General features: G+C 49.8%; 17 protein-coding genes, 6 pseudogenes and 1 other annotated feature (1 of these 24 cut by a window edge). Of the genes and pseudogenes, 13 read left to right on the forward strand and 10 right to left on the reverse strand.

Annotated features, from left to right (window positions below; translation table 11 throughout):
- The first annotated feature begins 352 nt into the window (after positions 1 to 352).
- The 9 genes and pseudogenes from FYJ62_RS11105 (at position 353) to FYJ62_RS02145 (ending at position 7,606) form a co-directional block, all read left to right on the forward strand.
- Positions 353 to 1,376, forward strand: a pseudogene (locus tag FYJ62_RS11105) (IS4 family transposase).
- A 23-nt stretch (positions 1,377 to 1,399) separates the two neighbouring features.
- On the forward strand, positions 1,400 to 2,341 hold the full coding sequence (locus FYJ62_RS02115; RefSeq protein WP_154547281.1) for a hypothetical protein: 942 nt from the start codon (positions 1,400 to 1,402) through the stop codon (positions 2,339 to 2,341).
- A gap of 103 nt (positions 2,342 to 2,444) precedes the next feature.
- Positions 2,445 to 3,185: a 5-methylcytosine restriction system specificity protein McrC gene (locus FYJ62_RS02120; protein ID WP_268233445.1), complete on the forward strand. Its 741-nt coding sequence runs from the start codon at positions 2,445 to 2,447 to the stop codon at positions 3,183 to 3,185.
- 529 nt (positions 3,186 to 3,714) lie between these two features.
- Entirely contained in the window at positions 3,715 to 4,245 is a 531-nt protein-coding gene (locus FYJ62_RS02125; RefSeq protein ID WP_154547283.1) for a GNAT family N-acetyltransferase, read from the forward strand.
- Positions 4,246 to 4,582: 337 nt separating this feature from the next.
- A complete protein-coding gene (locus FYJ62_RS02130) occupies positions 4,583 to 5,137 on the forward strand; it encodes a ribonuclease H family protein (protein WP_229771803.1) in 555 nt (184 codons plus the stop codon).
- Between the two features lie 210 nt (positions 5,138 to 5,347).
- Positions 5,348 to 5,989, forward strand: a pseudogene (locus FYJ62_RS10575) (IS607 family transposase); the annotation flags it as partial.
- Positions 5,990 to 5,995: 6 nt separating this feature from the next.
- A pseudogene (locus FYJ62_RS10580) lies at positions 5,996 to 6,676 on the forward strand (ribonuclease H family protein); the annotation flags it as partial.
- Positions 6,677 to 6,693: 17 nt separating this feature from the next.
- Positions 6,694 to 7,215: a GNAT family N-acetyltransferase gene (locus tag FYJ62_RS02140; RefSeq protein WP_229771804.1), complete on the forward strand. Its 522-nt coding sequence runs from the start codon at positions 6,694 to 6,696 to the stop codon at positions 7,213 to 7,215.
- 82 nt (positions 7,216 to 7,297) lie between these two features.
- The gene (locus tag FYJ62_RS02145; RefSeq protein WP_154547289.1) at positions 7,298 to 7,606 is read left to right on the forward strand and encodes a rhodanese-like domain-containing protein; all 309 of its coding nucleotides are present in this window, start codon (positions 7,298 to 7,300) and stop codon (positions 7,604 to 7,606) included.
- A 64-nt stretch (positions 7,607 to 7,670) separates the two neighbouring features.
- On the opposite strand, the gene FYJ62_RS02150 is transcribed toward FYJ62_RS02145, so the two are convergent.
- The 4 genes from FYJ62_RS02150 to FYJ62_RS10715 form a co-directional block, all read right to left on the reverse strand.
- Positions 7,671 to 9,440 (reverse strand): ABC transporter ATP-binding protein, encoded by a 1,770-nt coding sequence (locus FYJ62_RS02150; protein ID WP_154547291.1) that lies wholly within the window; start codon positions 9,438 to 9,440, stop codon positions 7,671 to 7,673.
- Positions 9,440 to 11,167, reverse strand: coding sequence for an ABC transporter ATP-binding protein (locus FYJ62_RS02155; protein WP_154547293.1), 1,728 nt, complete (start codon positions 11,165 to 11,167; stop codon positions 9,440 to 9,442). The genes FYJ62_RS02150 and FYJ62_RS02155 overlap by 1 nt, the downstream gene beginning before the upstream one ends.
- Positions 11,164 to 11,628 (reverse strand): MarR family winged helix-turn-helix transcriptional regulator, encoded by a 465-nt coding sequence (locus tag FYJ62_RS02160; RefSeq protein ID WP_154547295.1) that lies wholly within the window; start codon positions 11,626 to 11,628, stop codon positions 11,164 to 11,166. Before FYJ62_RS02160 ends, FYJ62_RS02155 begins: the two co-directional genes overlap by 4 nt.
- A 542-nt stretch (positions 11,629 to 12,170) precedes the next feature.
- Positions 12,171 to 12,452 (reverse strand): NAD(P)H-binding protein, encoded by a 282-nt coding sequence (locus FYJ62_RS10715; RefSeq protein ID WP_407657285.1) that lies wholly within the window; start codon positions 12,450 to 12,452, stop codon positions 12,171 to 12,173.
- A 6-nt stretch (positions 12,453 to 12,458) separates the two neighbouring features.
- Between FYJ62_RS10715 and FYJ62_RS02170 the strand changes: the two are divergent.
- A pseudogene (locus FYJ62_RS02170) lies at positions 12,459 to 13,094 on the forward strand (alpha/beta hydrolase); the annotation flags it as partial.
- Positions 13,095 to 13,510: 416 nt separating this feature from the next.
- Positions 13,511 to 13,637: pseudogene (locus tag FYJ62_RS11045) on the forward strand (DapH/DapD/GlmU-related protein); the annotation flags it as partial.
- Between the two features lie 216 nt (positions 13,638 to 13,853).
- On the opposite strand, the gene FYJ62_RS02180 reads toward FYJ62_RS11045, so the two are convergent.
- Genes FYJ62_RS02180 through FYJ62_RS02195 form a run of 4 tightly spaced genes read right to left on the reverse strand, consistent with a single transcriptional unit; the run spans position 13,854 to position 21,114 of the window.
- Positions 13,854 to 17,600 (reverse strand): SbcC/MukB-like Walker B domain-containing protein, encoded by a 3,747-nt coding sequence (locus tag FYJ62_RS02180; RefSeq protein ID WP_229771806.1) that lies wholly within the window; start codon positions 17,598 to 17,600, stop codon positions 13,854 to 13,856.
- On the reverse strand, positions 17,584 to 18,555 hold the full coding sequence (locus FYJ62_RS02185; protein ID WP_154547297.1) for a hypothetical protein: 972 nt from the start codon (positions 18,553 to 18,555) through the stop codon (positions 17,584 to 17,586). Before FYJ62_RS02185 ends, FYJ62_RS02180 begins: the two co-directional genes overlap by 17 nt.
- Positions 18,543 to 20,063: a hypothetical protein gene (locus FYJ62_RS02190; protein WP_154547299.1), complete on the reverse strand. Its 1,521-nt coding sequence runs from the start codon at positions 20,061 to 20,063 to the stop codon at positions 18,543 to 18,545. Before FYJ62_RS02190 ends, FYJ62_RS02185 begins: the two co-directional genes overlap by 13 nt.
- Positions 20,050 to 21,114 carry a DUF2399 domain-containing protein gene (locus FYJ62_RS02195; RefSeq protein ID WP_154547301.1) on the reverse strand — a complete coding sequence of 355 codons (1,065 nt, stop codon included), beginning with the start codon at positions 21,112 to 21,114 and terminating at the stop codon, positions 20,050 to 20,052. Before FYJ62_RS02195 ends, FYJ62_RS02190 begins: the two co-directional genes overlap by 14 nt.
- Before the next feature lie 166 nt (positions 21,115 to 21,280).
- Here FYJ62_RS02195 and FYJ62_RS02200 point away from each other — a divergent pair.
- Together FYJ62_RS02200 and FYJ62_RS02205 are read left to right on the forward strand one after the other, a co-directional pair.
- A pseudogene (locus tag FYJ62_RS02200) lies at positions 21,281 to 21,884 on the forward strand (histidine phosphatase family protein).
- A 116-nt stretch (positions 21,885 to 22,000) separates the two neighbouring features.
- Positions 22,001 to 22,702, forward strand: coding sequence for a TIGR00266 family protein (locus FYJ62_RS02205; protein ID WP_154547305.1), 702 nt, complete (start codon positions 22,001 to 22,003; stop codon positions 22,700 to 22,702).
- A 242-nt stretch (positions 22,703 to 22,944) separates the two neighbouring features.
- On the opposite strand, the gene FYJ62_RS02210 is transcribed toward FYJ62_RS02205, so the two are convergent.
- A complete protein-coding gene (locus FYJ62_RS02210) occupies positions 22,945 to 23,853 on the reverse strand; it encodes a proline-specific peptidase family protein (protein WP_154547307.1) in 909 nt (302 codons plus the stop codon).
- A gap of 32 nt (positions 23,854 to 23,885) precedes the next feature.
- The gene (locus FYJ62_RS02215; RefSeq protein ID WP_154547309.1) at positions 23,886 to 25,505 is read right to left on the reverse strand and encodes a peptide ABC transporter substrate-binding protein; all 1,620 of its coding nucleotides are present in this window, start codon (positions 25,503 to 25,505) and stop codon (positions 23,886 to 23,888) included.
- 60 nt (positions 25,506 to 25,565) lie between these two features.
- Positions 25,566 to 25,597 (reverse strand) — a binding site (T-box leader) (it continues 184 nt past the right edge of the window).

The following is a 25,597-nucleotide window of genomic DNA, read 5'->3' on the forward strand; positions in this document are numbered from 1 at the left end:
GTGGAAGCCATGTTCGAGAGCGTGAAAGAGATCTTCCAACTGACAGAAGAGCAGATGGAAAGGTTCACCAAAGCTTTCATTTCCCGCCTCCCGAAGTACATGCAAGAGGCTATATCGCCATCACTAGCAGCATAATTGAATATTTACTGGTTAAACTATTGAGTTTTCAAGGCTTCATAGTTCTTTTTGGTGTGGGAAGTTTAAGTTATATACTTAAACTTCCCACTTGCAAAAGTGGGCTTGTACCTTGAAAATTCAATAGTTTAGCCAATAAAAAAGCACAAGGCCTTTGTTCGCTTGATATAATTTAGTCAACCACAACATCATCAATATCAAACGAAAGGCTTGTGCTATGTCTAGTTTACCATCATTCGATACTGAAAATGAACGCCCAATTACGAATTCTGTTGAAAAATTCTTTAAGGACTACAAGATTATGGGCCTTCTCCGCAGATGTGGGCTTCGAAAGTCCATAGGAGTCCCCCTATAGCAGATCTTTTCTTACATCTTCAGTAACGTGTTCCGAGACAGAAGCTTGTACATGCAACAGAAGTCTGGAAAGTTCAACGCTGGTTTCTCCAAGAACACCTATTACCGATTCATGCAAGACCCACATATCAACTGGCTCCACTTTACTATTCTACTGGCTGAAAAGATCATCAATGGGACACTTGAGAGAATTGACTTCCGATCAGCGGGCTGACTGTTTTGTCTTTGATGACTCACTTTATTCCAGAACTGGATACAAGAAGATTGAACTAGTCGCCAAAGTGTTCGATCATGTCTCGATGACCTACAAGAAAGGGTTTCGAATGATGACCATGGGTTGGACGGATGGCTCCTCCTTTGTCTCAATCGTTTCATCGCTCCTGTCTTCAAAGAAAGAGGAAAACGTCATTGGTACGACCAAGAAGGTAGACAAGCGAACAAGCGCTGCTAAGAGACGGATCATGGCCCAATCCAAAGGAACCGATGTGGTGATTCAGTTGCTTGATCAAGTACTAAAAGCCGTACTTACTGCCAAGTACGTCATGTTTGACAGCTGGTTCTCCAATCCTCATCAGACCTGCAAGAGCTTCTTGAAGCTAGGCACTGAATACCATGGCCTCTCATATGATGCACCGACAGCTCATACGGCTTTTGTCTTTCTGCGCTATATGTTCATGTCAGTTTCCAAACGAGATGACAGGACAATAGGCGAGCTTGCGGACATCACTTTTCATCACTCTCTCTAGATCCTGGTGGAAGCCATGTTCGAGAGCGTAAAAGAGATCTTCCAACCGACCGAAGAGCAGATAGAAAGATTTGCCAATGCTTTCATTTCCCGCCTCCCGAAGTACATGCAGGAGGCATTGTCGCCATCACTAGCTGCTTAATTGAATATTCACTGGCTAAACTATTGAGTTTTCAAGGCTTCATAGTTCTTTTTGGTGTGGGAAGTTTAAGTAAAATAGCAATAGATGAGATAACGTTTTTTAAAAGAAAAGAGCAGATGATGCAAAATTCAGTATTAACAAAACTTAAGCAAGCTGGTTTCTCAGCTGAGCTGATTGATTTTCTTCTTCAGTTCTATATCGGTGCGGTTAATGTCTACGGGATCATTTCACTGGATGACCTGTACGATTTATTTCAAAAGATCAAAGAGCACAATGCTGCCTACCCAGAAATCACTTCTGAACAGTTTATCAGCTTTGGCGAGCTTACGGGCGGTCAATCAGGAACTCATTATCTTGTTTATAATCCTGCAGTTTTTGACAAATATTCCAAGCAAGTTGACAATCCGCTGACTAGCCCCTTGTTGGTTAACAAGAAAGTTACCTGGACAGAAATAAACATCCAGCAAATTTGGAATCTTTACCTGGAAATTTGCCAAGAGTGCGGTCGACTCTATCTGACTCCTGAAAATCTCCTCGATTACGCAACGCATGAAGAAAATGAAGATGAAAAAAATTTCCGGCAGGCTCTCTCAGAGCTGAAGCTTGACGGAAAAAAGTTGGATAAAGTTGCCAGTCGAATTATACCGGGTGATACGGCCGTAAACGAGATAATTGATTTGGTAACTTACATCTATCAATCAGGCACTGGTGTCTTATATGATGCCGAGAATGAGCTGCAGTTTGCTTTTGAGTACTATAAGCTCAAGCTCAGCCAACGTGAATTTAAAGAAATGTCCATGCTGATGAAGCAAGCTGTTTACGAGCAGCCTTGCTGGGGTCTTGGTGGTCGCTCTTATGTAGAAGTCAAAGGCTACGATACCGGTGATGACTTTGATGAGACATTTTACGACGAAGATGATGACGACTTTTTTGATTGGGAAGATGATGAGGGGCTCTTGGAGTAAGATGCGGATATTGATTCGAACTCACTGCATGACCTGCTATTAGGATTGGCTGACAAGCCGCAGGACAAGACCGTGAATAAAGTCAGCTATCCCGAACGAAATTCTGAAATCGACTGCCGTACAGTTGGCGCGGTCAAAGAAGGTTGACAAGAAATACCGTGATCTGCTCAAGAAAGAGTTGGTCTTCTTTGGTGAGATTGATATGGTTGATTTGTCTAAAGTGTCCTGGCAGAAGTTTCACTTTCACCGCTACAATCAGAGTTACCGGCTGCTACTAGGAATTTGTGAGCTGCTGACTGAAGGTAAAATCATGTCTGCAGAGCAGGGAACAATGCGGTTAACTGACTTTGCTGATGACCAGCGGATGTCGCACCTGTACGAGAAGTTCGTTCTGGAGTATTACGTGCAAGAGTACGCCCAAAAGTACCGTGGCTTTACTGCGAAGGCTGCCATGATTCCATGGCAGTTGGACGATGACAATAAGAATTTATTGCCGGTGATGAAGTCAGATGTACTTTTGTCATATGGTGGCAGGAAAATGATAATTGACGCTAAGTATTATGCTCATAGCTTGCAGAGCAATTTTGACACGAAGACAATACACTCGGCTAACCTTTATCAGATTTTTGCCTATGTTAAGAATCTGGCGGCAATACGAAGGAACGATACGGTGGCAGGGATGCTTTTATATGCCATGACTGACGAGGAGATTGTCCCCGATGAAGACTATCAGATGAGTGGAAACCAGATTAGCGTGAAGACGCTAGACCTGGGACAGGAGTTCTCGTTTATTAAGGAGCAATTGGATAGAATTGTAACAGAGTTCTTTACGGAATTGGGGTAAAACAAGTCCTCGTATCTGCACTATCGCAGGTACGAGGACTTTTATGTGTGCGCAAGTGAGGCAAAATAAAAGCCCCCGCAAGAGCGGAGGCCAGGTTGCTACCTAAACAAGTGCTTAAGTAGTTTTTTCAGGTACTTCGGAGGTACCACTACCAAAATTATGAACCAAAGGTTCATAGGGGAAACACCCCCGTTCACACATCCTAGTTTTGAGATTGATGGTCTCGATGTGCCTCTTGATTGTAGCACAATTGAATAGTACAATGTAGATACCAGAATTATGAACCGGAGGTCACATCTGATGTGCAAAAAATGGTACCAGCTGATTACTTGTACCGAACCGGTTGGAGCGCTTAATAGGCGCTCTTTTTTATTTCTATGATTAAATAGCCGGCCAACAGCTTGATGGCAAAACACATCACTTTAACATCATTTAGGCAGCAATTTGCAAGCTTTCTGCGAGCTCTAGCAATCAAACGCAAGTCAGCTAATCAAGCGCCATAGATAATTTAAAAATCCAGGAGGAAAAAATGGAACTAACTACTGATAGATTGCGCTTGCGACCCTGGGAAGACAGTGATGCCGCCCGCCTCTACGAATTAGCTAAGGATCCAGCCGTCGGTCCTGCCGCTGGCTGGCCCGCCCATAAATCTGTTGAAGAGAGCCTGCAGGTGATTCAAGAGAATTTGCAAGCCCCGGAAACTTACGCGGTTTTGCGGAAAGACGACAATCTTTTGATCGGTTGCGCGGGCTTGAGATTTGGTGAGGATGCCTGCTCAGAAAAAGACGATGAACCAGAGCTTGGCTATTGGATTGGCAAAGAATATTGGGGGCGCGGCTATGCCCCAGAAGCAGCAACTTGCCTAATTGACCATGCTTTTGCCGACCTAAGCTGCAAGGCAGTCTGGTGCTGCTACTATGAGGGAAATGAGAAATCAAAGAGAGTTCAGGAAAAACTTGGCTTCACCTATGTCAAAACTGACCCAGAGGGCGATACTCTGCTTGGCTATAAATTGCCAGAAGTCGAAAACGTACTAAAGCGGGAAAGCTGGCTGAAATAGTTGCTATTACTTTGGCGGGATCGATGCTATGATAAAAAGCATAACAATCTATTGCTAATCGGAGTGGAGTTTAATGTCTTTAGCTGCAGAAGGCTATCTCTTTGGCAGAAGCAAATATATCTAAAAACGTGCTAAACAAGCAGAACTTGTTTGGCACGTTTTTTTGCGCTCTAAAAGGGCGGCTTCTTTATGTCCAAAAAATGTATTACAAAAACGTAAGTAAGTATTGCAGAAATGTAAGCAATGTACTACAATTAACTTGTCAGATGAAGCAGAAATGCTTCAAAGACATGAAAATAAAAAAATTAATAATTTAACAAGTAAAGGAGTCATAACTATGACAGAACAAGAAAAAATGAGCATCATCGAAAAGCTGGAAGCAGAACAACTTGAATCCGAATACGATGCCTGGATTTTTACCGACGGTGGCTGCCGCAACAACGGCAACAATGCAGGTGAACACGTTTTGCCAACTGACAAGGCAGCATGGGCTTACGTGATCTTGCATGATGGACATGCCATGACCACTACTGGCGGCAAAGTCGGAGCTACTAACAACCAGATGGAAATGACGGCTGTTCTTGAAAGCTTGAAGGCTCTTGAAGACATGGGACTTAGCCAGAAGAAGCTGCTGCTTTCCTTAGATTCAGACTATGTTCGCAAGGCCCTCAGTGACTCTGCCAATGGGACTGCTTGGATCAAAGGATGGAAAAAACGGGGCTGGAGAAATTCTAATGGGAAATCAGTTGCCAACCAGGATTTGTGGAAGGAAATTGACAAGGAAATTGCTAAGTTCTCCGATTTGACTTTGCAGCACGTCGACGGCCATGCTGATAGCGATGGCAACAACCTGGCTGATGCCCTTGTTAATGAACAGATGGACGAGATGTAACAATTCTCGTTTTTCATCGACAGCATCCCTCTCGCGCGGATCATTCTGCGAAGAGGGATGCTTTTTTCTTTGCACCTTGAAAAAGTCGCGGCCTAGAAGTTAATTGCAATCAGTGGCAGCCATTCATATCCATTATTGTGTGTAACTGCTAACAGCAAGTATGCAAGTCATGTTATACTAGTAGCAAACAATGTGAGGGGGCCTTTTATCGTGAAGAAATACAAAGTAGGCGAAGCTGCTGAAATCCTTGACGTCTCTGTTGCTACCCTGCAAAGGTGGGACCGGGAGGGCAAACTTAAGGCTGAAAGAAGTGCCACAAATCGGCGTTACTACACCCAAGAGCAGCTTAACGAGTATCTTGGCGCATCCAGCAACGACGGCAGAATAAACGTGATCTATACCCGCGTGTCGGTTGCTTGGGCAAGCGATGATTTGGCCAAGCAGGAGAATTTTTTGCTGGACTACTGTAACGCCAACGGCATTACTGTGGGCGAAAGTATGTCAGACATTGGCAGCGGTCTGAATTTTAACCGTCCGGAATGGAACCAGCTCTTACAGAAAGTTGAAGACGGCGAGGTCAACAAGATCTACGTGACCCACAAAGACCGCTTTGTACGCTTGGCTTTTGACTGGTTTGCCAATTTCTGCAAGCGCCACGGAAGTGAAATCGTGGTCATCAATAACCCCACGACCAGCCCCAGCCAAGAACTGGTGGATGACCTGGTAAGCATCATCAATCTTTTCTCCATCCGCTTGCCTGGCCTAAGGCGTTACAAGACAGAGATCAAGAATGATCAAGAGCTGGAAGTTGCTGATGCTGAAGTGAAGGAAGCAGAAAAAGCTAAAAAAACTTATGCTGTCAGAAAAGGCCGTCAGCCAGGAATCTATTACAGTTGGCCGGAAGCTGAAAAGCAGGTAAACGGCTTCCCGGGAGCTGAATACAAGTCCTTTAGCCGTGAGTCGGATGCCTTGAACTACTTAAAGCTTGATCCAGCTGATCCGCAAAATGCAGTTAAGCAGGAGCCAGAATACGATAAGAAAGATTATTCTGCCGTTATTTATACCGGGGGTGCCTGCCGGAGCACCGGCGCCCGCAAGGGCAGCCATGTCCAAGATAGCGATAAGGCTGCCTGGGCCTACATGATCGAGCATGATGGCAAGCGGCTTGCTAACAGTGCCGGCCGTTTGGGTGCGACCAATAACGAAATGGAAATGACAGCTTTTCTGGAAAGCTTGAAGAAGCTGGAACAGTTGGGTCTGACCCAGCAGCCTTTGCTGTTTGTCTTGAACTCCCAGTACGTGATCAAGTCCGTCAGCGACACAAAAGATGGCCCGGCCTGGATGAAGAGCTGGAAAAAGCGGGACTGGAAGACGGCTAACGGAAAACCAGTAGCCAACCAGGAAGTCTGGCTGGAGATTGACCGGGAGCTGGCCAAATTCGATAGCTCCAAGCTGAAATTTGCATGGTTAAGAAGCACTGTCAGCGATGCTGGCAGCGACTTTGTTGACAGCTTGCTGATGAAACGCATGGCAGAATGAGAAGAAAAGGTGATTTTTTGATCAGAAAAGCGCAAGACAAGGACCTTGATGCTGTGGCTGAAATTTACAGCCATATTCACGACTTCGAGGAAGCAGGAAAAGTAGAAATCGGCTGGGACAGAGCGATTTACCCGACCAGAAATACCGCGCAAGATGCACTGGAAAGAGGCGACCTTTTCGTCCTGGAAGACGACCAGGGCAAGGTCGTTGCTACTGCTATTATTAACGATAAGCAGGTTGCTGCTTACGCGCAGGGGAACTGGGAGTATGCGGCTAAAGACGATGAAGTCATGGTGCTGCATACTTTGGTGGTTGATCCATACGCAGCTCACCGCGGCTACGGGAAGGCTTTTGTTGCGTTTTATGAAGACTACGCGCGGAAGTCTGCTGCCAGTTATTTGCGGATGGACACCAATGCCCATAATAAGAACGCCCGGGCGATGTACAAGAAGTTGGGCTACAAGGAAATCGGAATCGTTCCTTGTGAATTCAACGGGCTCAAGGATGTCCCGCTGGTCCTTTTGGAAAAGAAGTTGTAAGAGGTCAATATCATCTGACTGGGATATCACCTGGAAGTGGGTTTCAAACAACAGTGGTGAAGAAGCAAACTAGGAGAAAAGAATGGACCAACTTCAAGCAAACGACATTAACGCTGGCGTTGAAGAATACCAGAAAACGCCGCAGGCTAAACTGATCGACGTCAGAGAAAAGGATGAGTACGCGGCAGGGCACATCCCGGCCAGTATCAACATCCCTTTGAGCAAGATTGAATCTGCCCAAGGCGAGATCACGGATCTTGATACCCCGCTCTTTGTCTATTGCCGAAGCGGCAACCGGAGCGGTCAAGCAGTTGCCTGGCTTAAGCAGGCAGGCTACAGCAAGGTTAAAAACATTGGCGGGATTGCTGATTATAGCGGCAAGACTGAATAAGGCGAGTAATAAGAAAAGGACACCCATCACTATTCGTGACAGGTGTCCTTTTTGCATGTTTCTTTTATTCAAAAGCCATCTGGCTGGTGTAGAGCTTGTAGTAGAAGCCGTGCTTCTTGATCAAGTCGACGTGCGGTCCTTCTTCAATAACCTGGCCGTCCTTTAATACGACAATCTTGTCTGAGTTCAAAATCGTCTTTAAACGGTGGGCAATCACGAAACTGGTCCGGCCAGCAATCACATTGTCCATGGCCTTTTGGATCTTTTCTTCCGTAACCGTGTCGACATTGCTAGTTGCTTCGTCCAGGATCAGGAAGGCCGGGTCGACCAGAATAGTTCTGGCGATTGACAAAAGCTGCTTTTGCCCGGTAGAGAAGTTGGCCTGGCCATTCTCAATCGGCGTGTCGTACTGCTTGGGCAGGGTCATGACAAAGTCGTGCAGCTGGGCTTCCTTAGCCGCGGCTATAACTTCATCCATAGAAGCATCCGGCTTGCCGTAGCGGATGTTGTCAGCTACCGTGCCAGAGAAGAGGACTGAGTCTTGCAAGACAATCCCGACATTGCTTCTGAGATTTTCCAGCTTAAGGTCGCGGACATCAGTGCCGTCAAAAGTAACTGCTCCGCTGTTTACGTCATAGAAGCGGTTGATCAAATTCATGATTGTGGTCTTACCGGACCCGGTCGGGCCAACAACGGCAACTGACTGACCCTTAGGCACCTCAATTGATACCCCGTGCAGGATTTCCTTGTCAGGAGTGTAGCCAAAATGAACGTCCTCCAGGCGAACGGCTTCATTCACTCCAGAAATGGTCTTTCCATCTGGAACCGTATCCTCTTCAGCCTGCGCTTCAACCGTTTCCAGGCGCCGGGCCCCGGTTAAGGCCAGCTGCAGCATGGAGTAGATCGAAGTAACCTGGGTCAGCGGCTGGAAGTAGGTCCAGGAGTATTCGGTGAAAGTCACGATCAAGCCCAGGCCGGCCGCCTGGCTGACCTGCTTGGTCATAATCATGTAAGCGCCAGTGGCGATCACGATTGCGAAGTTTAACAGCGAGAAGCCGGAAACCAGCGGGTTCAGGATGCCAGAGTAGAACTGCCCCTTGAACATGGCTTCCCGCACCTTGGCGTTTTCTTTCTTAAAGCCGGCTACAGACTGCTCGCGCAGGCCTTGGGTGATGATAATGTTTTCCCCGTTGAGCTGCTCGTTGATGTAGGCATTGAGCTCGCCCACCCGGTCTTGCTGGCGGTCCAGGTAGACCCGGGCTTTTTTCATGATGATAAAGCTCAAGAGCAGGATCAAAGGGGTGGTGATTACCACGCTGATGGCCAGTTTCCAGTTGATGGCGAACATCACGATGATCGTCCCGATAAACAGCATGGACTGGGAAATTATTTCAAAAAAGGCGTTGTTCAAAGCGTTGAAGATGTTGTCCAGGTCACTGTTGAACAAGGAAAGGATCTGCCCGTCCTGGTGGGTATCAAAGTAACGGATGGTCATCCGCTGCAATTTGCCAAACAGGCCCTTGCGCATGTCATTGTTGGCATTGGCGTTAAAGCGCGTCATCATCATCCAGGCAATGTAGGTTGCGATGGAATTCAAGGCATAGAAGGCTGCCATCCAGGTCAAGGCTTGGTAGAAGCGGGTGAGGGTGGCATGGCCTTGGGCGCTTTCCTTGACAAAAGCCGACAAGTCCGTGACCGCCATCCCCAGCAGGGTTGGCGCGGCTACCTGGGCGGCAGTGGCCAGCAGGTAGATTATTACGGAAATCACGATCGGCTTCTGATAAGCGCGCAGGTATTTCTTAAGATAGGCAAGGGACTTCTGGGTGTTGGACATTAAATTTCCTCCTTCCTTTCCTTGGCTTTTTGGGTCTGGTAGATTTCCTGGTAGATCGGCGAAGTCTTGAGCAGCTCTTCATGCGTGCCTTCAGCTGCCAGGCGGCCTTCATCCAAGACCAGGATCTTGTCGGCATGCATGACGGAGACGATTTTTTCAGCAATCATGACCGTGGTCGTTTCCGGCAGCTGCTTCTCAAGCGCCTGCTGGACCAGCTTTTCGCTTTCAGCATCTAGGGCGGAAGTTGAGTCATCCAGAATCAGGATCGGACTGCCGGCGATGATCCCGCGGGCAATTGACAGGCGCTGCTTCTGCCCGCCGGAGAAGTTAGCGCTGCGCTCTTCGACTTCATGGTCAAAAGTCTCATCATAGCGCTGGATGAATTCATTGGCTTGGGCAATTTGGGCGGCACGCTCCAGTTCATATGGCGTGGCATCCTGCTTGCCTTGGCGCAGGTTGTCGGCAATCGTGCCTGAGAACAGGATTGCCTTCTGCAAGACATAGGAAACCGTCTTGCGCAGGGCGGTCTCATTGACCTGGCGCAGGTCGCTGCCGCCAATCTTGACCGTTCCCGTGGTCGGATCGTACAGCCGGGCCAGCAGCTGGGCCAGAGTCGTCTTGCCCGAGCCAGTGGCCCCAACGATGCCGACCATCTGTCCCGGCTGGACCTTGAAGGAGATATGCTTCAGGACCGGCTTGGTGCCGTCTGGGTAAGTGAAGGAGACGTCGTCAAATTCAATTGAGCCGCCCAGCACGTCTTCTGGAGCTTTTTCATTAAAGACGACGTCTGGCTGGGTGTCCATGACCTCCTGAATCCGCCGCAGGGAGACGTTCCCGCGGGAAATCTGCATGACTGCCATGCCGACGATCAAGATGGCAAAAAGCATGGTCAAGACATAGTTGACATAAGGACTGATGACCGCCACGTCTGATGGGTGCTGCAGGATGCTGGTCCCGATCAGGTAGACCACCAGGCTGATGACCAGGTAGGAAATCAGCTGGGCGCCGGGCATGATAGTGGAGAACCAGTAGCCCACCTTGATGTTGACTTCATTCAATTCGTCAGAATCCTGGTTGAACTTGGCGATTTCCTGCGGACCCTGGTTAAAGGATTTGACTACCCGGACCCCCTGCAAAAATTCCCCCGCCCGGCCAGAGAGCTTGTCCATGTACATCTGGAACTGGTCAAACATGGCGGTCATCTGGCGGATGGCAACCGTGCCAAGCGCCAGCATCAAGGCCAGGAGAACGACAATCGCCCACCAGTAGCGGGGAATCGTGACCACCGCCAGCACGATTGAGCCGACCAGGATCAAAGGCATGCGGATCAGCTGCATGAAGATGGTCATAATCATGTTCATGATCTGCTGCATGTCGTTGATCAGGCGGACGCTGAGCGACTCAGATGAAAATTGCTGCACGTTGGCCAAAGAAAAGGTCTGGATCTTGGCATAGGTGTCTTCGCGCAGGTCGCTGACGACGCCCTGGGTGATCCGGGAGGCAAAGTAGACGTTCAAGACCCCGGTAAGAATCGAGAGCAGACCCAGGCCAATCAAGAGGGCGGTGTCCCGGATGACGGCCTGCTGCTGGTCGGCCATCAGCTCGTTTTGCACCTGCTGGAGCAGGCGGGGCTGGTATAAAGTAGCGAAGGCTGAAAAGACGATCATGACCAAGGCGGCAAAGACGTCTTTCTTATATCGCTTGAAGTAGGGCAATAGCAGTTTCATTGTTTCTGTTTTTCCTCCTTTAAGTTGGCTATTTCTGCGGATAGCAGGTCGGTCCACTCATTTAGGATCTGGCAAGCCAGCTCGGCCCGGTCTGGTCCAAGCTTGTCGATGACGCGCATTTCGAGGGCCAGCAGCGGCGCTTCTTTTTTCTGGGCATAAGCCTTGCCTTCCTTGGTCAAAGCACAGTATTTCACGCGCTTGTCCTGGTCATCGGGGATGACTTCCAGATAGCCTTGCTCACGTAAAATATGGATCCCCTTGCTGATGGACTGCTTGGGTATGCCGCTGCGGTAGACCAACTCTTTTTGCGAAAGGCGGGGATGGGTGAAAAGCTCATAGAGAATGATGCTCTCGTACTGGGTCAATCCCACCAGCTTATCGTACTGGCTATAAGCATGATTGGCTCGGACGCTGACCAGGGCTGCGGCTTCACAAATGCGTTGGTTTCGTTCTAAATCCATAAAAAGTCTCCTTGTGGACAATTTTTATTAATGTTAGTCTCTATATGGACTAATGTCAACCCTGGAAAGAACGATTGTGCTAGAAATAGCTGAAAAAGCACGGCGGAGGTGAGAAGATGGCAGACTTTGATCAGTTGACCGAACTGAGGAAGAAGATTGATGCATCCCCGCCGCTAACAAAATGATTACGCTGAAGAAGCCTTGCGGAAGAAGTTGAAAATTTTAGAGCTTAGCGATAAAAATAATACTGACTCCGGCTAACTCATCAGCGAAAGGAAACTGGAAGAGTGGTGGAAAAAGCGAGAACCGGCCAAGCTGTCTGACCAATAACAAAAATCCCCCCTGGCAAGTGCCAGGGGGGGTATTTCGTCTTAAACTTCTGCAATAGCTTCACTGACCGGCGTTTGACCGCCAGTCATATTGATTATCTTGCCGTAGGTGTTTTCCTTGTCAAGAATTTGGGCCGAAACCGCGGCAACGTCGGGAATCGGGTTGGCGGCAAACTTTTCAGGCTTAAAGTTAACCTTGCCAGTCCCAGCCTACTATTCTTCCAAAGTAGCTGGGGCCAGGATCGTGTAGTCCAGCATGCTGTTACTGATCAGCCATTCGTCAGCAAAGTACTTGGCGATATAGTAGTCAGTCAAGCTGGCAAATTCTGCCTTGCCCTGCCACTTGTCCGGGTCGGCCGCGAAAATTGAGCTCAGCTGGATGTAGCGCTTAACGCCAGCCAATTCAGCCGCCTGGATCAACTTCACCGCCCCAAAGGCATCCGTTTGAAGCAAGTCCTTGCCTCTAGAACCTGCCAAAAAGTAAACCCCGTCCATCTCGGTCAACACAATGTGGACCCGGAAAGAATCGGGATCAACGGCATCTGCGGCTGGGGCGGGATAGCCCTGCAGACGGCCGCGATCGATACTAGAATCAAGTCAACCGTAACTTCTACCATGTATGACATGTCCAGAGTGACGGGCAATGGTTACTTTGACGCAAATGACAATGAAGAAACCCGCCACAAGATGCGAGTTGCCTTGAATAAGCAGAGAACGGCTGACTTTAAGGCTGACAGCTATGCCAAGGCCGGCGGGGTAGTTGATCCGCTGCCAGAAGACGCGCCGCAATTTGTTAAGGACTACTACGCATATTACAAGACCCCGCGCGGCTACCACAAGCGCAGCCTTAACTCGAACAGCGGCTGGAACGTAACGGCTGCTACATCCTTGCTGAACACGCGCCTGTTTGCTTACACTAATGAAATCAGAAACGCGGTCTTGATGATCCACGGCGACTAGGCCCACTCCTGCTATATGTCAAAGGATGCCTACGCCGACATGATTAAAGTCAGCAAGTACACCGACAACAAGGAACTGCTTTTGATCCCGGGGGCAAGCCACACTGACCTTTACGACCAAAAGAACATCATTACTTTTGCCAAGATGGAAGCCTTCTTTGACAAGTACTTGAATTAAGCGGGTAGCCGAATGAAGCTGGAAGATTTTTAAGCACATACAAACAGCGGGAAAAGGATTGTTGATCCTTCAGAAGAACTGGAATACAGCTCTTACTTGACGCAAGAAGCCTTGAAGGTGACGATGGAGCTGAATAATGCTTATCATACGCCAGAAGAGGTGCAGGACTTGTTTGCCAAACTGACGGGCAGCGAGGTCAACCGGAGTCTGGCACTGGTTCCGCCATTTTATACTGATTGTGGAAAAATATCCATGTTGGCAAGAACGTGTTCATTAATACTGGCTACACCATCCAGGACCAGGGCGGAGTCTATATTGGCGACGGGGCTTTGATTGGCCACCACACTATGATCGCGACTTTGAACCATGAGCAAGATCCAGCCAAAAGAGGGGAGCTGCTGCCAGCAGCGGTTCATATCGGCAAGAGGGTTTGGCTTGGCGCGAACGTAACTGTTTTGCCAGGCGTCACGATTGGTGATGGAGCGAGTAACAAAGGATGTACCAGCCAGAACGATCGCTGCAGGCGTGCCAGCCCGCGTGGTGAAAGAAATAAATGAATAGAGGAGAGCAGCATTCTGGGAATCAGGGATGCTGCTTTTTGGGTAATGTGTATTTTTTAAAGAACATATTATTAATATCATCTGGGCTGTGTTAACTGTACTTTACCAAAAGCAGCAGCTTCAGATGAAGAGGCACGCTTAGTTTAATCCAAATGCCAAAAAGGCATGACTCCATTAATTCGGAATCATGCCTTGTTTTTTAGCGATTTTTTCTGACGATGCTCTGTTCAACAGAGATAAAGTGATTCTTGCCATCAACCGTGTGATCGATTAGGGTGAAGTAAGTCGTGTCCTTGCTGTTTTCTGGTACCGCAAGTCGGGCATTGTAGCCAGTAGCAATAAAGTTGTCCGCGATATCATAGATGTTCTTCAGCAACAATTCTTGCTGCTCATCATCGATCCCTGAGAAGGATTCGTCCATCAAGATGATCTTTGGAGCAAGCGGATTGGTCATCTTCTTTTCATCCAGTTCCAAGACGATCAAAAGCGGCTCCAGGATTGCCCGGCTTCTTTGCCCTTCCGAAAAGGCATTAAGCTTCCGGTCAGTCATCTTTTCCGGGGCGTCACCAGCATGGCGGCGGAAGCTGATATTGAATCTATACCATTTCTTGTAGTCAAACTCCTCATAGAAGTGGTCAACCAGCTCATCCCTAGTCATTTCATCGTTATTGTCCTTGATATAAGTCCAGAAGCGGTCCATCAAGAGGGTAACCGCGTTCTGGCTTTCCGGGCTGTCGATTGAGGTATTCCCAAAAGCAGCCAGGTAGTCCTTCTTGTAGTCAGGAATCTCACTGAAGCTGGTGTAGAAGGAGATATGGTTTGTCTGTTCTTTTTCCTTCAAAGACTTGCTGATCTGCTTGGTCAAGCTGGTGGCTTCGGCGGTCGCCTGGCGGATCTTCTGCAAAATCGTTGAATTGTTGAGGTAGCGGGCCAGACGCTGGACCTCATCGTCGGCCGATGCCCTGAAGGATTCGAGCTGCTGACGGATGTCCTCATACAGCTTGTCAAGTTCCAGTTCCTTGTCCCCAAAGTAATAGTGAACGACCGCGAGATCATGCATAAGGTTCTGGACTTGGACCAGCAGGTCGTCATTGAGCTCAAGCTCAGCAAATTCCAAGCGCTTGCTGTTGTCGACCCGGTATTCCGTCTTGCCGTTGATGTCGTTGACGGCAATCATGGCCAGGTTGGCCTTGCTTTGGTTGCTGGCCTTGATCTGCTCATTGTTCCAGTCGCTAGGGGATGCATCCCGGACTTTGTCAGTCAGCCCCAGCTTTTCCAGCAGGCCGGTGACCGCCGCGTATTCATGATCCAGCTCTTCATACGCGGTCTGCTTTATCGGCAGCTGCGTTTGGCAATCGGCCAGCTGCTGGTTTTCGTGCTCCAAATCGTAGCCGCTTCTGCTGATCTTGTTTTTGACCTCTTCAATCAGCCGGTCCAGTTCTTCCTTTCTGGCCAGCTGTTTTTGGGTCTCTGGATCATTTTGAATTTCAGCCAGCTGCTGCTCCAGCGTCTGAATCCGGGTCTGCATTTCGGTCAAGCGGTCCTGCTTATTCTGAACCTGTGCTTTCTTGTCAGCAAATTCGCTCTTGGCTTGCTCCAAGCGCTTTTCAAGCCTGGCCACCCGCTCGTTTTGTCTGGCCAGGGCTTTTTCCTGTCTGGCCAGTTCGCTTTGCTTGCCTTTGAAGTCTTTCCATTGAGAGGCATAGTCGTAAAAAGCATTGAGCTCACTAGGCAGGTCAGGGCAAAGGCTTGAACGGACCTGGTCGCTTTGCCGCTTGAAGTCAGCCAGTTGCAGCTGCAGCTGCTCTTGCTGCTTGTGCAGTTTACCTTGATCAGCCAGGGCGTTTTGGTAGGCGATTTGGGCTTCGGTGACTCGGTCGCTCTTTGGGAAGGAGGCCGGATCAGCCTGATCAAACAGCTCCTGGTAGCTGGCCAGCTGGTCCTGCAGCGCCTGCAGGCGCGCTTCCGCCTGGCTTAGCTGCTCCGTCAGCAGGGCAATCTGTCTTTCCCGCTCTTTTTGCCGGTTGCTTTCACCGATGTGGGTGATGGCCGTGCCTTTTTCGCTGTGGACATTGACGCTGGCGTAGCTGACGTGGCCGTCCTTGACCGCGATCGTCTTCAAGAAGGCATTGACCCGGTCATCTTGGCTGACCAGGTAGTCAGCCAGGCTTGCTTGTCCTGGGGCGGCTTTGCCGTCAGCTACCCCGGCGGCTTCCAAGCCGGTCTTGATCCCGCTTCCGTCAAACAGGGCATAGAGCAGGTTGCTGTACTTTAAGTCGCTTTCCAGCTGCAGCTGCAGGTCAGCCGGCACGCCTTCTTTAAAGTCAACCAATTCAAAGAGCTGTTGGCCGGCCTTAAAGTCAGCCGTCGTTTCCGGCTTTGGCTGCTGCTTAAGCTTAGCCAGATCAGTCCGCAGCTGGCTAAGCTGAGCCCGCTCTTCGGCAATGTCATGCCGGCTTTCCACGATCGCTTCCTGGTATTGGGCCCGGGCACTTTCCAGCAGCTGGCGTCTGTCCTCATAGGCGTCCAGGTCAAAGTCTGGAGTCTGGTCAAAGCTGATCTCTCTTTCCCGCAGCCATTTGGCAGTGTCCTGATCAAGGGCATTCAAGGCTGCCGTGATCCGGTCGGTCAAGTCAGCTTCATCAAAACTGTTGATTTGCTGATTGACCAGATTCAGCTGGCTGAGCAGATTCTCATTCTGCTTGGCCAAGTCCGCCAGCTGTTTCAATAGCCGCAGCTGCTCTTTCAGCAGCTGGTCTGGGTTTGGATAAGCACGGGCCAGGTCGGCTTGGGCCGGGTAATGCGTCAGTTCAGCCTTAATGGCCTCAAGGCTTTTGGCAATTCCCGCCAGATCAGTCCGCTCGTTTTCCAGCTCTGCTTGGTTGTCCGCCAGCCGTTTTTGGACGTTTTGATAGTCTTGCTTGGCAGCTGCCAAATCTCTTTTCCGGCTTCCGGCCTCATCCTTGCTTTGCTTAATCTGCTGGGCCAGCTGGTCCAGATTCTTGGCGTCAATCACGGTCTGCAGGGCGTCGCGCTCGCCTTCTTCTGCCTTTAAGTCCTGCTTGAATTCAGCTTGCTGCTTGCTGAGGCGGGCAATGCTTTCCCTGGTTTCCTCTAAGCGGCTTTGCAAGCCAGCAAATTCCCGCTGCCGGCGGTTAAGCTCAGTCTTGGCTTTGGCGTAAAAAGTCTGGATCTGGGCCAAGATCGGCTTGTTGGTCAGGTTTTCCCATTCCTCGGTCTTGGCCAAGGCCGAGTTGAGCTGGTCCAGCTCTGCCTTTTTCTTTTCTTCTTCAACCATGGCTAGGGCATTGTCGATAAAGTTCTCTACCGTTGCCCGGTCCGCGTAGTGGTTGAGGTTTGGTAAAGCCGTCTTCAAGGCGCTGTCCAGTTCCGCGGTGCTGCCAGTCTGCTTTAGCGGCGGCTTTTCAAAAGCGGCCAGGTGCTCAAAGTATTCCTGCAGCTCGCTGGGCGACTGGAAGCCAAAGAAGAGGCGGTTGATGGCGCTTTGGTAGTCAGCCTGGGTGTCATAGCGCTGCTCAACCAAGGGCTTGACGGCCCCGCGGAATTCCTGCCAGCTGGTGGAGTAGGAAACCTCATCCCCCTTGACGCCTTGCTTGAGGACATAGTAATAGTGATTGGTATTGGAGCCTTCGGCTGACTTGCTGTAGGCCAAAAGCAGGGTCTGCAGCAAGTCGCCGGCTTTGAATTCCACCCAGGCAAAGCCCGCTTCACCGGCCTTAATGTAGTAGTCCAGGCTGCGCTTGCTGTCGACGACCCGCATGCTGCCCAAGAAGATGGTTGGAAACAGGGAAAGCATGGTCGCGGTCTTCCCGGATCCGTTCTCCCCGTTAAAGACGATCGCTTGGGTATTGGCGTCAAACACCTGGTCGCGGTAGTTAAAGTAGTTGTAAAAGCCAAAGCGGTTCAGCTTATAATTCGTCATCATTATCCTCCTCTTCTTTGACGATGATCCCAGTCAGGGAAGTAGCAAACCAGGTGTCCTGTTCCTTGGAAAGCAAGCCGTAGTAGGTCAATTCGCCCAGCAATTCATTCAGCTTCATCTTCAAGCCGGCCGCCTTCTGCGCCCCGGTCATGGTCTGGTAGCTGGCGGTCTTTTTGGCTAAAGCCATGAGCTCAGTCAGCTGGAAGCTGCTTTGCCCGCTGTCGTTGATCAGCTGAAGCAATTCAACGGCCATGGCGTCCAGCTTGCTTTGGACCGTATTGGGGAAGTCCAGCTGGGAGTAGTTGAGCAAAAGGAAATAGTCATCGACGTTGACCAGGCGCAATCCTTGTCTGGTTTCTGGATTGTAAAAGGGCTCAAAGGAATTCTGCAGGTAGTTGTACTCGCTCTTGCCCATGCTTTCCTTTCTAAAGAAGCCGTTTAAGAGCAGCTCCTGGCGGGCAACGTCGTTGCCGTTCTGGATCCCCTTGGCCAGGTCGATTGGATCCTGGGGCTTGGGCCGCTTGGTCAAGACGTACAAGGAGTCCTTGTCGTCCTGGTCGCGCAGGACAAGGATGCCGTCTTGCTCCAGCTTGGCGATGACCGGCTTCAGGTACTTGGACAATTCCACCGAGCTGGCCGTGGACAAGTTTTCCTGGTCATTGATATAGGCCACGATATCCTGGTAGAGGATAGTCATGCCCACCTGCAGGCTGGACAGTCTCGCCAGCGTCTCATAATAGATCCGGTACAAGAGGGGATCGGCCTGCACGCGCTTGTCGGCTTCAATGCCAACGGGGTGGGTCTTGGAATAAGCCCGCAGATGCAGGTCCTGGTCTAAGACCAGGTTGAACTTGTCTTTCAGATACTTGCTGATCTGCAGCCGGTTTTGCCTGATATAAGCAGTCGTCTTGCCGGCTAAAAGCTGCGGCATGATCTGGCTCCAGTCTAATTCTGCCATCTGTCTTTTACCTCCAGTCTGCACTTGCATAAGATCAGGGTTTGGGCGGGGGAGCTGATGACCATGTCGTCTGCTTGGAACTGCTTCACCAGCAGGTAGTCGCCGGTCGCGGCGCTGGCACTAACCAGGTCCCCGGCTTCTGAGAAGCGGTAGTCAAAGTGGCTCTGCCCCAGCAATTTCTGTAAAAGGGCAAACTCGGCGTCGGTCAAGTGGTTTAAGGACTTGCTGATCAAGCTTTGTCCCAGCTCCTTTTGCTTGGCTTGCTCAGCCGCGTGCCGCTTTTGCTCAGCTGCTAATTCGGCTTTCTCCAGGTCGGTCAGCTCCATGGACCGGGCCAGCTTGCTTTTCGCCTGCTTGCGTGCTTTGGCCGTAAAGCTGTAGTGGATTTTTTCATCATCCAGCCGGTAGCTGGCATGCTTGGACATGTACCAGTGGTGAAAATGGGGCGTGCCTTCATATTGGTCAAACAAAAGGGCCATTTCTTGGGCACTCATGCCTGCTTTAAACATCTGGGCCTGTGCCAAAAAGCGCTCCGCCCGCTCCTTGCTGACCTGGATTTCCCGGTTCTGGGAGATGAGGTCGATCAAGGCGAAGAACATGTCGCTCAAGCGGTCCAGAAGGCTGGAATACAGCCCGCTGCCCGTTCGCTCGCTTTGGGCAATGTCCGCAATATTGCCGGCCATGATCCCCGCCAGCTCGTCCGGGCTCTTGGTGGCGTTGAAGGCCTGGAGCTCAAGGGCCAGGGGCTGGTAGAAGAGCTTTGGGCCAATTTTGTTCTGGCTGTCTTCCAGGGCATAAATAGCCTCCAGCACTTCGGGGATCTTGCTTTCAACCTTGTCGAGGACTTCCTTGACTACATCCCGCAGCTTAAAGAGCTCCTGGTTCAAGTCACCGGTGGTATTGGCATCAGTCTCCAAGCGGAAGACCTGCATGTTTAGGTCGTGAATGTTGGTCGCGAAGCTGTCGATCCGGTTCTTCAGCCGGTTGTAGATCCCGTTGTTGTAGCCAAAAGACAAGTCATAAAGGGAGATACTGTCTTTAAAGAGCTTGCCCTTAAGGGCAAGATTGTCCGGATCCGTGAGCAGCTGCTCCAGACTGGTCTTCAATTGTCGCAAGTTCTCGATCAGCTGGTCGGTTTCGGTCATGGACAGGGATTCTCTGATCTGCTTTTGCAGGTTGGCAATCTTGTCAAAGGCCTGGAAGAGCTCCATGCTCTCGCTGGTCAGTGCATAGGCCGTGGTCTGCATGGCTTCCTTCATGGACCGGGCCTTGGCTTGGTTGGTCAGGGGGATGGATTTTAGGTTTTTGCTGGCAGACAGTTTCTTGAGCAGCTTGGTGACGTCATCGTAGTCAGCCTGCAGCTGCTCGCTCAGCTGCAAGGGCGTGTATTCACCCATGGGATGGCTGTTCAAGAAGACGACGATGTCCCGGGCCAGGCCTGGCACGGCAACCGCCTTGATAAAGCCGTCCGCCTGGGACATAAAGCTTTCGTCATTATAAAAAATCATGGATTGCCTCCTCAAAAATTACGCGCTGCTTGCGCTGGATTTCTGCCAACAATTGCTGCAGACCGGGATTGGCGACTTCTTTGATTTGTTTGTCTTTTGCTGGGGGAACGCTGGCTTGGTAATGCTTCTTGTAGGTTGCCAGGTCCATGTTGAGCAGGTGGAGGTCTGGAAACTCCAAGAGCAGGTTGTCCGCGATCTTGATCCCGCTTTGGTCCAAGTCGCCGGAATAATAAAGCTGGCAGTGATTGGTCAAGAGACGCTTGATCAGCCTTTTCGTGGCCAGGTTGACCTGCCCGCCCGTGCAGACGAAGGCGCGGTCTGGGAACTTGCTGGCCAAAGCGGTGGTCACGCCGGAATTTTCATGCAGGTAGACCTTGATCTGCTTTGGCAGGGGGATGCGGTCAATATCGGGCAGGGCAATGATGTCGTAGGTCAATGGCGTATCCAGCAAGTTGGCCGTCATGGCGAAATTGTAGAGCTGGTCAGGGTAGACATTGAAATCAGCCAATGCTGCGTCTTCGCCCAGTTGCTGCTGGATGATTTTGTCAAGGCAGCCGCGGCCCTTGCTTCCCCGGTCAAAAGCGTGGGGATTGCCTAGCACCTGCAGGGCAAAGGTTGGCAGCAGGACGCCTTCAGCCGGTCTGTCCCAAGCTTTGGCCATTTCCTGGTAAAAGGGGAGGTCGCTCAGCAGCTGCTTGTCTGAATAATTCTGGGTTAGAAAAGCGGCGTATTCTGGTTGGACTTCCTGCTTTAACTGGGCCAGCTTAGCCTGGTTGGCCAGGCCCTTTTGCTTGCGGCGGTCTTTCTTGGAGAGCAGGGGACCATATTTGTCTTCCAGCTCTTGGTAGACTTCGTCCGGACTTTTGACGTACTGCTTGAAAATTTGGTAGCAGGGGATGCTGTAGCGGCCATCTTCTTCCAGCTTGCCTTTGCTGTAGAGACCCAGATCCAGCAGGTCAGTCTTTTGCAAGTGCACGCGCCAGTTTTTCAGCTGCCGGTTTTCGCCTTTTTCCAGATATAAGTCCTTTGTCAGGGCCAGCCAATCGATCATGAGTATTCCGTCCTTATTAATTTGCAAGCGGCGCTTGGTCTTCAGTACTCCATCATACCAGATTCAGCAGGCTAAATGGCTGAAATGCCGCAGGTAAATGCTTTTTCACGATTTTGCCAAAAATGCTATAACTTCCATGTAAGCGCTATACAGAAACGGGGAAAATGTGATGGAAAAGATACTGTATCTCATGCGGCATGGCCAGACCTTATTCAACCTGGAAAACAAGATCCAGGGCTGGTGCGACTCACCGTTGACTGAATTGGGGATTGCCCAGGCCAAGATCGCTGGCCGCTACTTTACAGATAACAAGATTAAGCTGGACCACTGCTATGCAAGCACGAGCGAGCGGGCATGCGATACCTTGGAACTGGTGACCGGCGGCCGGCTGCCTTATGCCCGGCTCAAAGGAATCAAGGAATGGAACTTTGGCCGCTTTGAGGGCATGGACGACTTTTTGAACCCGCCGCTGCCTTACCGGGACTTTTTCGTCAAATATGGCGGGGAAGACCAGGAAGCAGTCAGCAAAAGAATGGCCCAGACCTTGAGCCAAGTTATGGAGCAGGAAGACCACTATTCAGTCTTAGCGGTATCACACGGCGGTGCCATGGCCTGCTTTTTACGTTACTATAAGCAGCCCTTACCGCACGGGATGAAGAACTGCACTATCCTCAAGCTGAAGTATGAGGACGGACAGTTCACCCTGCTGGACTGTTTTGAACCAGATTTCAGCGCGCTGGGAAAGTAAGCGCGAGCCCGTCATGACTTAATCTTTCGGCAATAAGATTATTGCGGGAAAAAGTTGCCTTTTGATATAATATAGGAAAGAACGAATGACATAAATAGCAGATTTAACTGAAAAAATAACGAAAAAAGGAGGAAGCTCATGAAGTACGAATTAAGCGGCGGGAACACCTGCCCATTGGCAACCGTCACCCTTGACAAGGGCGAAAGCATCAAAGTCGAAAACGGCGCCATGGTCTACATGAAGGACGTGTCCATTGCCGGGAAGATGAACTCAAGCAAGAAGGGGCTGGGTGGCCTGCTCGGTGCGATTGGCCGGAGCTTGACCAGTGGTGAAAGCATGTTTATCACCCAAGCAACTGGGGATGCCGATGGCGGACAAATCGGGGTTGCACCCGCAATTCCAGGCAAGATTGAGAAGCTGTCCGTTGGCAAGCAACAGTATTGCTTGAACACCGGTGCCTTCTTAGCAAGTGACGACAGCGTCAGCTACAAGATGAAAAGTCAAAGCTTTAGCAAGGCAGCCTTTGGGGGAACCGGTGGTTTCTACGTAATGCAAACTGAAGGCGAAGGCGATATGCTGGTCAACGCCTTTGGTGACCTGGTTGAACTGACGGTGACCAGCGACAAGCCGATCTCAATCGACAACGAGCACGTCGTTGCTTGGGATGCAGGGCTTGACTACGACATTAAAGTAGCATCCGGAATGTTCGGCTTCACTTCCGGTGAAGGCCTGGTCAACCACTTTACCGGGAACGGCAAGGTTATCATCCAAACTCGTAACCTGCATTCACTGGCAGAAGCATTGCAACCTTTTATCGTTGAGAAGGATAGCAACAGTTAACAAATACTGATTGTCATAGACCGTGAAGCGGCTCTAAAAAACTTGTTCAATATCACGCCATTCGGTATGATGCTTGAACAAGTTTTTTTGCTTCTATGTAGAATGGTCTGACTTAGATGAGTGCTTTCGGGACTAAAAACGTGCCAGTTGAGAACTTTTGGGGAACTCGAATTTCGCAAAACAGCTTCAGTTGGGTACTTTTCAAGCAAAAGACCGTCACGATTGTGGCGGTCTTATTATTTCTACTCATCTGTATTTGCAAATTTTCCAGCTTCAACATCACTGATGAACTTATATAAGGAAGAAAAGAATGCTTTTGGATTGTCAATGTGGTGACAGTGGCCGCCATCTGGCGTCACAACCATCCGGGAGTTTTTCAAAGTCTTGTGCATCCGGCGGACAGCATCGAGCGGCATGGTGTCAAATTCACCGACGGTCAAAAGGGTAGGCAGGGTAATCTGCGCCAAACGGTCACGGAAATCCCACTCTGTCAGTTTGCCCACCATCATGAATTCATTGTTGCCTTGGAAGTAATTGTAGACTTGGGTATTGGTCGTGCTGACCACGTGCCGGGTTCCATTTTCCGGGTGGCGGATCAAGTAAACAGAGTAAAGCTTGGCGACCAATTCTTGGTACATCGCATCATCAAAATTTTCTGCGGCTTCGCATTCGCGCATGTATTCCACTTGGGCCGGACTGAACATTTCGTCTCGTTCCCGGTTGATGTTGACGGTGTACTCATCCAGGTTGTCAATCATCGATTCAATAATGACGGCCTTGAGATGCTGGCCATACTTGACTGCATATTCTTGGGCCAATAAGCCGCCCCAAGAGTGGCCCAGCAGATAAAAGTTTTCCAAACCGAGCTTCTGGCGGACTTCCTCAAGTTCATCAACAAAGTAGTCAATATTCAAATACTTACGGTTTTCCTCTTTGGAAAAATCTGGCTGATCTGACCAGTATGAACCTAACTGGTCATAAGAGTAGACCTCAACTCCTTTGCCGGCTAAGCCAGCCTTGAAATTGTCAAAGTCTTCATGGTTGTCACCAGGCCCGCCGTGCACGCAGAGCAACTTAACCGGTCCTTCATTGACCTTACGGGTAAAAAGGTGATAGCCATTGTCTAAAGTAACGATTCTCGTTTGATCCATGATTTTTTCTCCTTCAGTCTTAAATTCACTTGTTACTTGAAGTATGCTCTCGTGTAGTCAACCATGCCAACCTTGTGCCAAAGTACCCCCTTTAAGTTGGAGTTTACCAGGTGGTCTTCAACCATGGTGTAAAGAGGAAGAACAGGGTAATCTTGGTTCATTTGCTCCTGCGCCTTTAACAGGTGGCTGAAGTAGACTGATCTGGTCGCGGCATTTTTTCTGACTTGTCTGAGCTCATTGTTGTAGGCAGCACTGGTGTATTTACCGTAATTGTGGCTGTTAGTCTTTTCCAAGGTCTGCAGTTCGCTGTATGGGTCAGCGTAGTCGTTGAGCCACAGGGAAAGGTAAAGGTCATATTTGCCGTTGGCAACCAAATTGTAGGCTGACTTGGATGGCAGATTTTTGACAGTCACTTTAAGTCCTGGCAGCTTACTTTCCAGCTGTGACTGCAGGAATTCACTGACATTCTTGTCGGTAGTTGTATCACTTGCCACCAGGGTCAGTTCAACTTTTGACTTGCCCAGCTGCTTTAAGCCAGCCTGCCAGAGCTTTTTAGCCTTGGCAACACTGTAAGTTTCTTTTGGCTGCGCTGCTGCAGCGAAGTCCTTGCCACTGGCCGGATCCTTTGCGGCGTTTGGTGCTGAGAAGGTGTAGGATGGCTTTGAACCATCTGCTAAAACCTTTTTAGACAGCTGAGTACGATTAACAGCCAAGTAGAGGGCTTGACGGAGTTGTTTGTTGGCCAATACGGCGCCCTTAGCCATATTCAGATTTACGAAGTTATTACCTGACCGGTAGAGGTGGTAGAGGTTCTTATTATTTTGCAGACCTTGTGCCGTCGTGCCTGAAACTACAGCGTCATCTGAGCTTCCTTGTTGGAAGAGCTGGTGGGCAGTGTTTGAATCCTTGACGACTTGGTAATTTAGCTTTTGCAGCTTGACCGCGCTTTTAGCGTAGTAGTATGGATTCTTGACAGCAGTCCACTTTTCGCTGGTGTTAGTCCACTTGGTGACCTTGAAGGCCCCGTCAAAAGCGGTATACTTGGCCGCCGTACCATATTTGGCATCATATTTTTTAACAAGGCGGGTGTTTTGCGGGTAAAAGGCTGGCATAACCATCTTGTCGATGAAGGTCGGTTCTGGATTTTCCAATTGTACGACTAGCTTGTACTTGCCAACGGCTTTGACGCCTAAGCTGCTGACCGCCTTTTTGCCTTGAGAGATTTGGTCAGCATTCTTGATGTTGCTGAAGATGTAGTTATAGCCAGACATTGCTTTGGGAGAAACGCCTTTTCGCCAGGCGGTTACAAAGTCTTGCGCGGTCACAGTATCACCGTTTGACCATTTGGCATTGTGCCTCAGATTGAAAGTGTAGGTCTTACCGTCACTGGACTTATGATAGCTAGTGGCAACCGCGGGAACTGGCTGGTCATTTTTATCTGACCGGTAAAGGCCGGCCATAGTTTGCACCAAAGTGTCCCATTGGGGGATTGAGGCAGTCACTGAGGTATCGAGGGAGCTGACTACGTCAGTCTCCATCAAGTTCAGGCTTGTCTTGCCACTGGATGCTTGGGAATTGTTGTTGCCGCAGGCAGCCAACGTGCAAGCTGACATGCCAAGTAATGTAACTGTTGCCATTTTTCTAACTTTCATTTGCGTTCCTCTTTTCATCTTGCAGGGAAAAGAAAAGCGCCCCACTGGATCAAATTGATCCAATAGGGCGCTATTAGCGCGGTACCACCTAT

Origin of the sequence: Lactobacillus porci (assembly GCF_009695985.1) — a bacterium.
Lineage (GTDB): Bacteria > Bacillota > Bacilli > Lactobacillales > Lactobacillaceae > Lactobacillus > Lactobacillus absianus.